15 protein-coding genes, 1 tRNA gene and 1 other annotated feature are annotated in these 13,267 nt (G+C 39.1%); of the genes, 15 read left to right on the top strand and 1 reads right to left on the bottom strand.

All coding sequences use genetic code 11. The annotated features are described in order from the left end of the window. Nucleotides 1-35: 35 nt before the first annotated feature. From I588_RS06820 to upp, 3 genes are all read left to right on the top strand, one after another. Nucleotides 36-1,049 carry an L-threonylcarbamoyladenylate synthase gene (locus I588_RS06820; RefSeq protein ID WP_010755787.1) on the top strand — a complete coding sequence of 338 codons (1,014 nt, stop codon included), beginning with the start codon at nt 36-38 and terminating at the stop codon, nt 1,047-1,049. A 70-nt stretch (nt 1,050-1,119) separates the two neighbouring features. Then, nucleotides 1,120-2,358 carry a serine hydroxymethyltransferase gene (gene glyA, locus I588_RS06815; protein ID WP_034692592.1) on the top strand — a complete coding sequence of 413 codons (1,239 nt, stop codon included), beginning with the start codon at nt 1,120-1,122 and terminating at the stop codon, nt 2,356-2,358. A gap of 70 nt (nt 2,359-2,428) precedes the next feature. Next, nucleotides 2,429-3,058, top strand: a complete 630-nt coding sequence (gene upp, locus I588_RS06810; protein ID WP_010755789.1) for a uracil phosphoribosyltransferase — start codon at nt 2,429-2,431, stop codon at nt 3,056-3,058. A gap of 24 nt (nt 3,059-3,082) precedes the next feature. On the opposite strand, the gene I588_RS06805 is transcribed toward upp, so the two are convergent. After that, nucleotides 3,083-3,322 carry a hypothetical protein gene (locus I588_RS06805; RefSeq protein WP_010755790.1) on the bottom strand — a complete coding sequence of 80 codons (240 nt, stop codon included), beginning with the start codon at nt 3,320-3,322 and terminating at the stop codon, nt 3,083-3,085. 135 nt (nt 3,323-3,457) lie between these two features. On the opposite strand from I588_RS06805, the gene I588_RS06800 reads away from it, so the two are divergent. The 12 genes from I588_RS06800 (at nt 3,458) to I588_RS06745 (ending at nt 13,141) form a co-directional block, all read left to right on the top strand. Then, a tRNA-Thr gene (locus tag I588_RS06800) sits at nt 3,458-3,530 on the top strand. A 151-nt stretch (nt 3,531-3,681) separates the two neighbouring features. Then, nucleotides 3,682-4,311, top strand: a complete 630-nt coding sequence (locus I588_RS06795; RefSeq protein WP_010755791.1) for a DUF1361 domain-containing protein — start codon at nt 3,682-3,684, stop codon at nt 4,309-4,311. A gap of 88 nt (nt 4,312-4,399) precedes the next feature. Then, a complete protein-coding gene (locus tag I588_RS06790; RefSeq protein ID WP_010755792.1) occupies nt 4,400-5,593 on the top strand; it encodes an FtsW/RodA/SpoVE family cell cycle protein in 1,194 nt (397 codons plus the stop codon). Next, entirely contained in the window at nt 5,586-5,942 is a 357-nt protein-coding gene (locus I588_RS06785; RefSeq protein ID WP_010755793.1) for an arsenate reductase family protein, read from the top strand. The genes I588_RS06790 and I588_RS06785 overlap by 8 nt, the downstream gene beginning before the upstream one ends. A gap of 1 nt (nt 5,943) precedes the next feature. Further along, nucleotides 5,944-6,276: a glycine cleavage system H family protein gene (locus tag I588_RS06780; protein WP_010755794.1), complete on the top strand. Its 333-nt coding sequence runs from the start codon at nt 5,944-5,946 to the stop codon at nt 6,274-6,276. A 63-nt stretch (nt 6,277-6,339) separates the two neighbouring features. Further along, nucleotides 6,340-6,593, top strand: a binding site (T-box leader). Nucleotides 6,594-6,647: 54 nt separating this feature from the next. After that, nucleotides 6,648-7,682: a methionine ABC transporter ATP-binding protein gene (locus tag I588_RS06775; RefSeq protein WP_010755795.1), complete on the top strand. Its 1,035-nt coding sequence runs from the start codon at nt 6,648-6,650 to the stop codon at nt 7,680-7,682. Continuing rightward, the gene (locus tag I588_RS06770; protein ID WP_010755796.1) at nt 7,675-8,361 is read left to right on the top strand and encodes a methionine ABC transporter permease; all 687 of its coding nucleotides are present in this window, start codon (nt 7,675-7,677) and stop codon (nt 8,359-8,361) included. The genes I588_RS06775 and I588_RS06770 overlap by 8 nt, the downstream gene beginning before the upstream one ends. An 18-nt stretch (nt 8,362-8,379) precedes the next feature. Next, a complete protein-coding gene (locus I588_RS06765; protein WP_010755797.1) occupies nt 8,380-9,225 on the top strand; it encodes a MetQ/NlpA family ABC transporter substrate-binding protein in 846 nt (281 codons plus the stop codon). Nucleotides 9,226-9,499: 274 nt separating this feature from the next. Beyond that, on the top strand, nt 9,500-9,964 hold the full coding sequence (locus I588_RS06760) for a PTS sugar transporter subunit IIA (protein WP_010755798.1): 465 nt from the start codon (nt 9,500-9,502) through the stop codon (nt 9,962-9,964). Between the two features lie 30 nt (nt 9,965-9,994). After that, on the top strand, nt 9,995-11,398 hold the full coding sequence (locus I588_RS06755) for a PTS fructose transporter subunit IIC (protein WP_010755799.1): 1,404 nt from the start codon (nt 9,995-9,997) through the stop codon (nt 11,396-11,398). Further along, nucleotides 11,398-12,258 (top strand): ketose-bisphosphate aldolase, encoded by an 861-nt coding sequence (locus tag I588_RS06750; RefSeq protein WP_010755800.1) that lies wholly within the window; start codon nt 11,398-11,400, stop codon nt 12,256-12,258. The genes I588_RS06755 and I588_RS06750 overlap by 1 nt, the downstream gene beginning before the upstream one ends. 112 nt (nt 12,259-12,370) lie before the next feature. After that, entirely contained in the window at nt 12,371-13,141 is a 771-nt protein-coding gene (locus I588_RS06745) for a DeoR/GlpR family DNA-binding transcription regulator (RefSeq protein WP_010755801.1), read from the top strand. Nucleotides 13,142-13,267 lie beyond the last annotated feature (126 nt).

Genomic DNA, 13,267 nt, shown 5'->3' with positions numbered 1-13,267 from the left:
ACGAGAAATTAGAAAAAAGGAGCTGTGGATAAACTGTGGAAACGAAAATATTCCAAGCAGAGCAATTGGACTATGCAGCTAAACTGTTGAGAGATGGGGAGTTGGTAGCCTTTCCTACCGAAACGGTCTATGGATTAGGAGCTGATGCACTTTTACCCGAATCAGTCAAGCGAGTATTTCAGGTTAAAGGACGTCCTAGCGATAACCCGTTAATTGTTCATGTCGCAGATTTTGAAATGACAAAAGTATTTGTGGACAACTATCATCCACTGACTGAAAAAATTATTCAGCACTTCTGGCCAGGTCCACTTACCTTGATTTTTCCAATTAAAAAGAACAGCTTAAGTCCTGTTGTAACAGGCGGTTTATCCACAGCTGCCTTTCGAATGCCAGATAATAAAATAACTATTGAATTGATTCGCAAGACGGCCGCTCCGTTGGTAGGGCCTAGTGCAAATACTTCTGGCAAACCAAGTCCTACGACTGCAGCACATGTTTATCATGATTTAAAAGGAAAAATAGCTGGTATTTTAGATGATGGAGCAACACAAATTGGCGTGGAATCGACAGTATTAGATTTAAGTGGAGACGAACCTGTTATTTTACGTCCAGGTGCCGTAACTAAGGAAAAGTTAGAGGAAGTTCTGCAAGTAGAAGTTTTCCTAGACAAGCATTTAGTAAAGGAAAGTGAATCTCCTAAAGCTCCAGGGATGAAATATAAACATTATGCACCAGACACTCCTGTTGTCATGGTCAGAGACGAGGATTGGGATCAGGCAGTTGAATGGGCTGAACAAAAGTACAAACGTGTTGCACTATTAGCTGGACCGTCAATTACAGAGAAATATCAGGCAGCAGACTATTATATTTTTGCAGATGATTCTATAGAATCAGCTACTCGCGGTTTATACAGCGGCTTACGCTCATTGGATGAAGCTGGGCGTAGTGACGTGATTTTGGCTCAGGTGTTTAGAGAAAATGAATTAGGTGCAGCCTATATGAATCGGCTGAAAAAAGCCGCCGCCCAAAAATATTTTAAAAAAAATTAGCCAAAACATTCGATTATATGTCAATCTTTTCGTATACTAGATACAACAATCAGGAAAGGTGAGGATGTATTTGAATTATCAAGCATTAGATCCCGATGTATGGGAAGCCATAGAGAAAGAAACGCAGCGGCAACAAAACAACTTGGAGTTGATTGCTTCAGAAAATATTGTTTCTGGAGCAGTTCGTGCAGCACAAGGGAGTATTTTAACCAATAAGTATGCAGAAGGGTATCCAGGACGACGATATTATGGAGGCTGTGAATTCGTTGATATTGTTGAAAATTTAGCGATTGATCGGGCTAAAGAGCTGTTTGGTGCGAAATTTGCTAATGTTCAACCCCATTCTGGTTCTCAGGCCAACCAAGCGGCGTACCTTTCATTAATTGAAGCCGGCGATACTGTTTTAGGAATGGACTTGGCAGCTGGTGGACATTTAACTCATGGTTCTCCTGTAAACTTTAGCGGAAAGACTTATCACTTTGTGGCTTATGGTGTCGATCCAGCAACCGAAGTAATTGATTATGAAGTTGTACGTATCCTAGCACGTAAGCATCAACCTAAATTGATTATTGCCGGTGCTAGTGCTTACAGTCGCACCATTGATTTTGCACGCTTCCGTGAGATTGCTGACGAAGTAGGAGCAAAACTAATGGTGGATATGGCTCATATTGCTGGGCTAGTGGCTGCAGGATTACATCCAAGTCCCGTTCCTTACGCTGACATTGTAACAACAACTACTCACAAAACGTTGCGCGGACCAAGAGGTGGATTAATTTTAACCAATGATGAAGATTTGGCTAAAAAAATCAATAGTGCTGTTTTCCCAGGAACTCAAGGGGGACCATTAGAACATATAATTGCTGCTAAAGCAATCGCTTTAAAAGAGGCAATGTCTGATGATTTTAAAGACTACTCACAACAAGTGTTAGATAATATTCAGGCTATGGTGAAGGTTTTCAACCAAGCACCAGAAAGCCGTGTCATTTCCGGCGGAAGTGATAATCATCTTATTTTAGTTGATGTTACTGAGTTTGAGATGACGGGTAAAGAGGCAGAACATTTATTGGATTCTGTTCATATTACAGTCAATAAAAATTCTATTCCTTTTGAAACGAAGAGTCCGTTCCAAACAAGCGGTATTCGAATCGGTACACCAGCTATTACTAGTCGTGGGTTTAAAGAAGAAGATACAAGAAAAGTCGCTGAACTAATTGTCGAAACCTTGCGTTCAAAAGGCGATGAAAGTCGTTTAGAGGCTGTAAGAAAAGCGGTTTTGGAATTAACCGACGCACATCCGCTTAATGACTAGGATTATGACTAGTTTTCTAGTGAAGATTACCTTATAATAAAAGTAAATTATAGATGAGGAGCTATTCATTATGGGAAAGTTTCAAGTAATTGATCATCCATTAATTCAACACAAATTAACCATTATCCGAGACAAGGAATGTGGAACGAAAGTATTTCGTGAGGTTGTTGGTGAAATCGCCAATTTGATGGCCTATGAAGTATCTCGTGACATGCCTTTAGAGGATATTGAAATCGAAACACCAATTGAAACATCTATTCAAAAAACATTGTCAGGTAAAAAAGTAGCGATTGTTCCGATTCTGCGTGCAGGTATCGGAATGGTTGATGGAATTTTAGAATTAATTCCTGCTGCTAAAGTTGGACACATTGGCATGTTCCGTGATGAAGAGACGCTGGAGCCTCATGAGTATTTCTTCAAAATGCCAGATGATATTGATAGCCGTCAATTATTTATTGTTGACCCAATGTTGGCAACAGGTGGATCTGCTATTATGGCAATTGATTCGTTGAAGAAACGCGGTGCCTCAAACATGAAATTTGTTTGTTTAGTGGCAGCTCCTGAAGGGGTAAAAGCACTGCAAGAAGCACATCCAGATGTTGATATTTACACAGCTGCTTTAGATGATCATTTGAATGAGCATGGCTATATTGTTCCTGGTTTAGGCGATGCTGGTGACAGATTATTTGGAACTAAATAAAAAAATTCAGTGATCCATTTAGGATCACTGAATTTTTTTCATTTGTTTATAGTTAATAACTACAACCCCATTAGAATGATTGACTAATTCGCCATTCTTGGCATTTTCATCTAGCTCTACAACCGCTGCATTTTTTAATTGCTTTGTAATAACACCAGTTTGAGGTTGATTGCGAATAGTGAACATTACACGTGTCTCAACAGGAAATGCTTTTCCTGCTTCTGAAGGGTCAATCTGCGTTGTCATTTTACCAAATGTTGCCATGTAAAAAATTCCCCCTTTATACTGTACTGTTCAATTATACCACATTTTTCATAAAATTTCATGTAACCGCTTTTTGGAGGAGTTGGGGCTTTACTTTTTGTTAAAAGTTTTCTATAATTTCATTTGTATTAATTAGCCAGCTTAGCTCAGTTGGTAGAGCAGCGCACTCGTAACGCGCAGGTCACAGGTTCGATCCCTGCAGCTGGCACTACCTTAAAACGCCGTCATATCAAGATTTATACTTGGAGTATGACGGTGTTTTTCTATATTTTTTCTATTTAACTTTAGTCGGTAATCCTTCAGCGAGGGTTATCGACTTTGTTTACGCATAAAGGAATCACAGAAAGAGGCTTTAATAGATGGAAATTCAATATAAACCAATTATTTATCGGGTTCTTTTGCTGGCTTATATAATTACTATGATACTTTGTACCACTCCCTTCTCATTTATGGCTCTGAACGTTTTTTTAGCTTGGCTGCCAATCGAATTTGGCTGTTTAACACTGCGGGTACATGGGAAATGGCGTTATTTGTTCAGCGGGATATGGCTTCTATTTTTCCCTAATATTCCGTATTTATTGACTGATTTATTACACTTAGAGTCTTTAAACATTTACCGAAGTGGGGGAGGATTTCAAAATGACCCCAAAGAGTGGCTATTTTTTCTTTTGTTGGTACTACCGATCATAGTAATGGTAGTTGTTGGAATGAACCAAGTCTTCCAACTAGTTAGACAATTACCCAATGTAAAAAGATTTTTTTGGTTGTATTTGTTTGTTTTGGCATTTTTAGCCGCAATTGCCATTTATATAGGTCGGTTTGATCGCATCCATTCAATTGAACTGCTTCTCCGCCCACTGTCAACGTTAAATTTGTTGCTGGGCATTTGGAACATAGAAAAGCTGCAATTTGTACTCCTATTTATGATAATACAGCTGGTAATCTGGCTGTTATTAAAGGAAATTACACAAAGAAAAAAAGAAGAATAAATTTTTTACAAAGTCAGCCAAGCTACCTTTTATTTATGATAGGAAGCGGCTATAATAGGCAAGTATATCGTTGGAAAAGGGATGAGACATGGATACGCTAAAAAGAAATAAAGACAATCGTATTGATTACGGGGTAATTTTGCCAGTCTTCTTACTTTGTCTGATTGGTTTGCTTTCCCTCTATGTGGCGTTGACACACGACCCAAGAGATCCAAATATTTTTCGCGGCATCGCTATGCAAGGTTTATGGTATGCGCTTGGTGCCTTAGTAGTAGTAATTATTATGCATTTGGATGCAAAGTGGTTATGGCGAATAACGCCGTTTCTGTATGTTATTGGATTAGCCGTAATGTTAGCATTACTGCGATATTATGATCCAGAACTGGCAACCTCTACAGGTTCAAAGAACTGGTTTAGGGTGGGGACTATGACCTTTCAACCATCTGAATTGATGAAAGTTGCTTACATTTTAATGATGGCGCTGATTATTACTCAGCACAATTTGAAAAATCATTTACGTACATTGAAAACTGACTTATTCTTAATCGGCAAGCTATTCTTGGTAACTATTCCCGTGTTAGTTTTGGTAATGATGCAAAAAGATTTCGGGACAATGCTGGTTTTCTTAGCAATTTTTGCGGGCATGTTTTTAATGTCCGGAATTTCTTGGCTGATTGTGGTTCCAAGTATCATAATTGTTGCTGTTTTAGGTACATCAATTATTTTGTTAGTAACGACAGAGTTTGGACGTGAGCTGTTGACTCATGTGGGCTTTAAAAGCTATCAATTTGCTCGGATTGATTCATGGTTAGATCCATTCCATGATCCTCAAGGACAGAGCTTTCAACTAGCTCATGCATTAATGGCTATAGGCTCTGGCGGAATGTTTGGAACAGGCTATAATGTGAGCAACGTTTATGTGCCGGTTCGTGAATCAGATATGATCTTTAGTGTCATTGGCGAGAACTTTGGTTTTATTGGTGGAGCATTTGTGATACTCCTGTATTTTGTATTGATTTATCGTATGATTCGTGTATGCTTTGATATGAATAATGAATTTTATGCTTATATCGCAACAGGTATTATTATGATGATTTTGTTCCATGTATTTGAAAATATTGGTGCAAACATTGGGCTGTTACCTTTAACAGGTATCCCATTGCCATTTATCAGTCAAGGTGGTTCATCTATTTTAGGTAATATGATGGGGATTGGATTGATCTTGTCGATGCGGTACCAAACTGCGAAAAAGCTGGAAAATAGGAGGAGCCGTCGTGTATAAGTTTTATGAATATGCTAAATGTTCAACCTGTAAGAAAGCCAAGGCTTGGTTAACTCAGCAAGCAATTGATTTTGAAGCAATTGATTTGATTACTCAGACACCTTCAGCGGAAGAGTTTGAGAAGTTGATTGAATCGTCAGATTTACCACTTCGCCGTTTTTTCAACACAAGCGGTATGAAATATCGTGAACTAAATCTTAAGGATCAAATAAATGACTTGACGATTTCAGAAGCAAGTCGTATATTGTCTAGCGACGGCATGTTGGTTAAACGGCCGATGATTGTTAAAGAAGGAAAATTTTTGATCAATGGATTTAACGAAGACGCATATAAAGGAGCACTTGAATAAAATGACACATCTAAAGAAAAAAGATGGATTATGGATTTTGCACAATGATAAGGATTTTTGTATGGGACTGACAAAAGAAATGCAAGATGAATTAGGCGAAGTCTCATTTGTCTCTTTTCCAAAAATTGGTCAAACAATTAAAGCTGGCGAACCATTTTTAGAAGTTGAAGCAGAAAAGGCCGTAAGTGAGTTCAAAAGTCCAGTAACAGGAGTAGTTTCTTCAATTAATGAAAAAGCAGAAAAGGACCCTGCCGCCTTGAATACCGAGGATGAGTTGGATGCTTGGCTGTTGTCTTTTAGACAAGTTGATGTTGAAGAATTCGAAACACTTTAAGAAAAAAGATAAAATGGATTGACAGATAAATTTTAAATTTGTTATAATCCTCTCATATCATATGAGAAAGCAATGAAAAGAAGAGTACATCTGATGAACGTTCTAAGAGAGTCCCGTTAAGCTGAGAGGGGATAACGATAATGAGATGGAAGATGGTCTTTGAGCAGAATTGACGAGCGTAAGTGAGTCAGTTACGGGAGTGCCCGTTACAGCACCTCAGTATGCGAATTGCAACGTTCAAGTACTGGATGAGGTGGTTGTCGCGAGGCAATCACAAATATAGGTGGTAACACGAAAGTCAAGCTTTCGTCCTAAGTGTATACAAGTGCATTTAGGACGGAAGCTTTTTTATTTTTCAAGGGGGAAGAGTAATGGCATTAATTGAATTACGCCAAGTAGAAAAGACGTTTTCTGGCAAGAGTGGTCAGATCCACGCAGTCAGCGGAGTGGACTTATCAGTTGAGCCTAAAGATGTCTATGGAATTGTCGGCTATTCTGGAGCAGGAAAAAGTACATTAGTCCGTTTATTAAATGGATTAGAAACAGCGACTAAAGGTGAAGTAGTTATTAAAGGTCAAGACGTAGCTAAAATGCATGGGACAGATTTACGGAGTTTTCGTAAAAAAGTTGGCATGATCTTTCAGCATTTCAACCTGTTATGGTCTCGAACCGTTTTGGAAAATATCCAACTGCCGTTAGAGCTGGCAGGAGTTGCAAAAGAACAGCGCAAACAAAAAGCAGAGGAGTTGCTGAAGCTGGTCGGACTGGAAGGTCGTGGCGATGCCTATCCAGCACAATTATCAGGTGGGCAAAAGCAGCGGGTGGGAATTGCCCGAGCTTTAGCCAACGATCCAGATATTTTACTTTGTGATGAAGCTACTAGTGCATTAGATCCGCAAACAACCGAAGAGGTATTGGAGCTGTTGGCAGATATCAATGAAAAGCTGGGCTTAACGATTGTTCTAATAACCCATGAGATGAATGTTATTCGCAAGATTTGCAATAAGGTGGCTGTCATGGAACAAGGGAAAATTGTGGAGGAAGGGTTTGTGAAAGATGTTTTCCGTCACCCACAACAAGAAGTTACGAAGCTATTTGTTCAACAGGAATTGGAACCAAAGTCGGATACATCAGAGTTAACGAAAGAATTTCTGAAAGAAAACCCTGATGGTACGTTAGTCACTTTGCATTTTTTAGAAAACAATGCTGGCGAACCGGTGGTATCTCAGGCAATTCGAAAATTCCAAGTAGACATCAGTATTGTGTATGGCAATATTGAACGAGCAGATGGTAATTCGTTTGGCACATTGACTGTACAATTGACTGGAGCTTCAACGGAAATTGATCAAGCCTTGGCGTTTATTCGCAGCCAAAATGTTGACGTGGAGGTGATCCATCGTGGATAAAAGCTTTAGCGAAACTTATCTGAATTTTGAGCAGATTGACACAGAAACTTTGAGACAGGCTATTTTTGATACGTTATTTATGACGATTGCTTCAATGATTCTAGTCTTTGTGATTGGTTTACTTTTAGGGTTGGCTCTATATACGCTAGGAAGAAAGAAAAACGGCGTTAGAAGTCTATTGTATGGCGTTGTATCAATTATCGGAAATATTTTTCGTTCAACACCATTTATGATTTTAATGGTTTTGATCATTCCGTTCACCAAATTATTGGTTGGAACGATGTTGGGGGCTAAAGCAGCCATTCCAGCTTTGGTTCTGTCAGCGGCTCCTTTTTATGCTCGCTTAGTCGAAATTGCTTTTCGTGAAGTAGATAGCGGTGTATTGGAGGCAGCTGATTCAATGGGTGCCAGCTATTTAGAAGTCATCTATAAAGTATTGATTCCAGAAAGTTTGCCAGCTTTGATCTCAGGAATTACGGTTACAACCATCACTATGATTGGTTTTACTGCCATGGCTGGTGCCATTGGTGCAGGTGGATTAGGTGCCTTGGCTTGGCAAGAAGGTTATCAGCGAGGCAATTATACTGTTACTTTACTGGCAACGGTCATTATTTTAATTATTGTGTTTATCGTTCAAGGAGTCGGTGACTTCTTGACGAAGAAAACAGATAAACGATAAAAATTGGAGGAAAATAGGATGAAAAAGAAATTTTTAGGTTTAGCAGCAGTTGCTTTAGTGACGGTTGGTTTGGCAGCTTGTGGAAGCGGCGGTGACAGCTCAACTGACAGCAGTGGTGGAGAAGCTAGCAACAAAACTTTAGTTGTAGGAGCATCGCCAACACCTCATGCGGAAATTTTGGAACATGTTAAGCCGATTTTGGCAAAAGAAGGCATTGATTTAGAAGTTAAGAAGTTCGATGATTATGTGCTGCCGAATAAGTCACTGGCAGAAGGTGATTTGGATGCAAACTACTTCCAACACAAACCTTTCTTTGAAAAAGCTGTGTCAGAGAATGATTATGATTTTGCTGATGTAGGAGCTGTTCATATTGAACCAATGGGCTTGTATTCTAAGAAAATTACTGACATCAAAGATTTAAAGGATGGAGCAACCATTATTTCGTCTAACTCTGAATCTGACTGGGGTCGAGTAATTTCGATTTTAGAAGCAGCTGATCTAGTTACCGTAAAAGACGGTGTGGATATTGAAACAGCAACTTTTGATGACATTAAAGACAATCCTAAAAATCTAAAATTTAACCATGAAGTAAATCCAGAATTATTGGCTTCAACTTATAGCAATGATGAAGGAGATTTGGTGGCAATCAATGCGAACTTCGCTTACGGTGCCGGTTTAAATCCAATTAAAGACTCTGTCTTGCTGGAAAGTGATAACTCTCCTTACGTAAACATTGTGGCAACTCGTTCAGAAGACAAGGATGATGAACGTATCCAAAAGCTAATGGAAGTTCTGCATAGCAAAGATGTTCAAGACTGGATTCTAGAAAAATGGGATGGATCTGTAAAGCCAGTAAATGAATAAACAATAGAATGGATAAAGCCTTCTTGACGGATTAGAGTGATCTAAACGTCGAGAAGGCTTTTTTTAGTTATTTTGTAAGTTCTATTCGAATTTCTGTTATACATAAAAAAACAAAAGACTAGTGAACGTTTTCGTTCAACTAATTTGAACGAAAAGAGCTAAAAAAGACTTGTTTACCTAAAAACATTCAAAACATTGAACGGTTTAGTTAACGATGCTATAGTGATCACAGATGAAGGAAAACGTTAACATAACTATTAGGGGAAGTGTTTTAATGAATCTATCTAGTATGATGATGAGTGATTTAGTTATTTTTGATGATTCAATCAGATCAAAGAGAGACTTGTTTGAACAAATCGGTCAGCTGCTGGAGGAAAATGGTCGGGCAACTAAAGCTAAGAATATCGTAAAAGATCTATACAAGCGAGAAGCTGAAACATCAACAGGAATTGAGGATGGTTTTGGAATTCCGCATGCTAAAAGTAGGCACGTCTTAAAACCAACAGTGTGTTTTGTTCATGGTAGCAGTATGAAAGATTATCAAGGATTAGATGATCAGCCAATTGAATGTGTATTTGCTATTTTAGTTCCCAAAAAGAATTCTGACATGCATTTAGCTATTTTAAGTACATTATCTCGAAAACTCATGAATAAGGAGTTTAGAGATCAATTAAAAGCGGCTGCTAGTTCAGATGAAGTAATGAAAATTATTGGAAATACGACCGAAACAGTTTCTTAAATTGGTCGAGAAGAAATGGGAGGAATCATTATGAAGATTGTCGGAATTACTGCTTGTCCTACAGGGATTGCCCACACTTATATGTCGGCGGAAAAGCTAGAAGTAACTGCAGCCAGCTTGGGATATCAAGCAAAGTTTGAAACGCAGGGAGCTAAAGTTGAAAATGAATTAACAAGGGCTGAGATCGAAGCAGCAGACGCCATTATTATTGCGGTGGATAAAGACATTGACCTATCTCGTTTTGCTGGCAAAGAGGTTAAGCGAGTTTCAACTGGTAGAGCTATTAAGGAAGCAGAGAAAGTTATTGAAGAAGCGCTAAACAATCAAGGGACGATGCGAGTATCTTCTGAAAAAAAAGCTGAGTCTTCCCAGCAAAAAGCAGGAATCTATAATCACTTTATGAATGGTGTAAACTACATGCTGCCATTTGTCATTGCGGGTGGAATCATTATTGCACTGAGTTTTGCATTTGGTATCACCGCGTCTGATCCTGAGTCAGCGGATTACAATGTGTTGGCAGGTGCACTTTCTACTATTGGCGGTGGTACAGCCTTTGCCATGATGGTACCAGCGTTAGGAGCAGGAATTGCTAGTTCGATAGCTGGCAAGCCAGGATTTGCTCCAGGAATCGTCGCGGGCTTACTTGCCGCAAATGGTGGATCAGGATTTTTAGGCGGGATGATTGGCGGTCTGTTAGCAGGTTATGTGACTAACTTCATGGCAAATAAAATTTCTATCAAAAAACAATTTGCGGCTATTTACCAACTAATTGTAGTTCCATTAGTCTCTATTTTATTGATCGGTTTAGCCATGGTCTTTTTGATCGATCAGCCAATTGCATGGGTTTTAGATGCATTGACTTCTTGGTTAAACGGACTTGGTAATACCTCGGGATTGCTGTTTGGTCTACTGATCGGTGTAATGATGGCAGCGGACATGGGAGGCCCAATTAACAAATCTATTTCTACCTTTTCAATTGGTTTAATGTCTGCGGGAGTAAATGCACCAATCGCAGCTTGTATGGCAGCAGGAATGACACCGCCTCTAGGACTGGCGCTAGCTACTATCTTGTTCAAAAATAAATTTACCAAAGAAGAGCGGACATCCGGACAGTCCTGCTGGATTTTAGGCGCTTCTTATATCACTGAAGGGGCCATTCCTTTTGCAGTGGCCGATCCTATCCGGGTTATCCCAAGCCTAATGCTGGGATCAGCTACAGCGGCGGGTATTTCAATGGCAGCTGGTGTAACTTCAATGGCTCCCCACGGCGGAATATGGGTAATGCTGATTCCTAATGTAATGAACAACCTGCCAATGTATCTTCTAGCTTTGGTGGCAGGAACAGTTGTCACCGCTTTGTCGGTTGGCTTGTTAAAGAAACCTGTAACAATAGAAGAAACAGAAGAAAAATTAACTAATGAGGTGGAAGTATAATGTTATATACAATGAAGGATTTACTGGCTGTTGCTAAAGAAAATAAGTTTGCAGTGCCTGCATTTAACATTTGCAGTTATGACATGATGAAGGCAATTATGGAAGAAGCTGAGGTTCAAAATGCACCAGTTATCTTAGAAATCCATCCTGATGAGATTGCTTATCTGAATAATGAGTTTGTCGCGGCAGCCCGTGAATATGCCCATAACAGCAGTGTTCCAGTGGTAATTCACATGGATCATGGTGGTACGATCAAAGATGTTATGCGAGCGATTCGCAATGGTTACACCTCCGTAATGATTGATGCTTCTGCTCAGCCTTATGAGGATAATTTGGCTATAACTAAACAGGTTGTTGAATTAGCGCATAACGTGAATGTTTCGGTGGAAGCGGAATTAGGAACAATTGGCAACAACGGTTCTGCAGAAGGTGGATCTGCCAATATTATTTACACCGATCCAGATCAGGCAGAGACCTTCGTTAAGGAAACAGGAATTGATACATTAGCAGTTGCAATTGGAACGGCTCATGGACTTTATCCAAAAAATATGACGCCTAAGCTGAACATTGAATTGCTTAAGGAGTTAAATAAACGAATTGATATTCCTTTTGTTCTACATGGTGGCTCTGGTAATCCAGATTCAGAAGTAAGTGAAGCTGTGAAACATGGAGTAGCTAAGGTAAATTTAAGTTCCGATTTAAAGAGTGTTTTCTTTGATGCTTTGCGGGAAATTTTATCAGAGAATCCTGACATGCTTGAGCCAGGAGATGTTTTCCCAGGGGCAAATGAAAAAGTAAAAGCTGTTGTACGTCATAAAATGACGGTACTTCAAACAGTAGGTAAGGCTGATTTATATTAATCAACAATAAGAAAGGCAACCCTTTTGGCTACAAACAAAAAGGGTTGCCTTTCTTTTTCAATGAACGCTAAAATTGAATTAGCAACCATCATATAGAGAGGAGCAATATTTTATGCTAAGTGTCATTGAAGATCGTCAGCAGCAGATTGTCAATTATTTGAAGGTGAATCAATTTGCCCGTGTAGTCGATTTAATTGAACTGGTGAATTATAGTGAGGCTACTGTTAAACGAGATTTAATCATGCTGGAAAAAAGTGGACTAATTCGTCGAACACGCGGTGGAGCGATGATTGTTGATAATAAAAAAATTGATGTACCTTATTTAATGAAGGTCACTCGGTTGGATGAAGAGGACAATAAGCAGTACATAGCTAATGTTGCTGCAACCTTGATCAAGGACGACATGGTGATTTTTCTGGATTCCAGTACAACTAGTCTGCATTTGATTAAGAATCTAAGTAAGTTTGACGGGTTACAAATTATAACTAACGGAGTACTGACTGCGGCTATGTTAAGCGAATTTACTTCAGCGCATGTTTCTATATTGGGTGGGTCAATTGTACCAAAGCGGGCAACGATCAATGGATCAAAAGCTTATAATGACAGTCTAAGTTATAATGCTGACATGGCTTTTATCGGTTGCCGAGGACTAGATTTTGAGCATGGTGTTACTGAAACACACGAAGGTGAAGCGTTTATGAAGAAGGCCTTTCGTCGACAAGCCAATCAATTGGTGGTATTAGCAACCGCTGATAAGTTGGATCATAAATACATGTATCAAGGGATTGCTTGCCATGAAATTGATTATTTGATCACCGATCAACCATTAGCAGCGGAAAAAATGAAGAAATTACACAATCATCATATAAAGTGTTTGTACTAGATAGTTCTGGTTCAGGCGAGTGTATAATTTTCTAATTGCGCTAATACAAGAATGATTCTAAACAAATTCTAGTTTTCTTTTAGAAAATGACCGAATTAGTTTGAATTACATTCTCAATTAGTCTAA

Origin of the sequence: Enterococcus pallens ATCC BAA-351 (assembly GCF_000407485.1) — a bacterium.
GTDB lineage: Bacteria > Bacillota > Bacilli > Lactobacillales > Enterococcaceae > Enterococcus_A > Enterococcus_A pallens.
The sequence above is the reverse complement of the archived record's forward strand: the minus strand, read 5'-3'. Positions and strand labels throughout refer to the sequence as shown.

Excerpts from the sequence above, each read along its gene's own strand:
- upp (WP_010755789.1), top strand. The coding sequence starts at position 2,429 with ATGGGAAAGTTTCAAGTAATTGATCATCCATTAATTCAACACAAATTA.
- I588_RS06805 (WP_010755790.1), bottom strand. The coding sequence starts at position 3,322 with ATGGCAACATTTGGTAAAATGACAACGCAGATTGACCCTTCAGAAGCA.
- I588_RS06795 (WP_010755791.1), top strand. The coding sequence starts at position 3,682 with ATGGAAATTCAATATAAACCAATTATTTATCGGGTTCTTTTGCTGGCT.
- I588_RS06790 (WP_010755792.1), top strand. The coding sequence starts at position 4,400 with ATGGATACGCTAAAAAGAAATAAAGACAATCGTATTGATTACGGGGTA.
- I588_RS06780 (WP_010755794.1), top strand. The coding sequence starts at position 5,944 with ATGACACATCTAAAGAAAAAAGATGGATTATGGATTTTGCACAATGAT.
- I588_RS06775 (WP_010755795.1), top strand. The coding sequence starts at position 6,648 with ATGGCATTAATTGAATTACGCCAAGTAGAAAAGACGTTTTCTGGCAAG.
- I588_RS06765 (WP_010755797.1), top strand. The coding sequence starts at position 8,380 with ATGAAAAAGAAATTTTTAGGTTTAGCAGCAGTTGCTTTAGTGACGGTT.
- I588_RS06760 (WP_010755798.1), top strand. The coding sequence starts at position 9,500 with ATGAATCTATCTAGTATGATGATGAGTGATTTAGTTATTTTTGATGAT.
- I588_RS06755 (WP_010755799.1), top strand. The coding sequence starts at position 9,995 with ATGAAGATTGTCGGAATTACTGCTTGTCCTACAGGGATTGCCCACACT.
- I588_RS06750 (WP_010755800.1), top strand. The coding sequence starts at position 11,398 with ATGTTATATACAATGAAGGATTTACTGGCTGTTGCTAAAGAAAATAAG.
- I588_RS06745 (WP_010755801.1), top strand. The coding sequence starts at position 12,371 with ATGCTAAGTGTCATTGAAGATCGTCAGCAGCAGATTGTCAATTATTTG.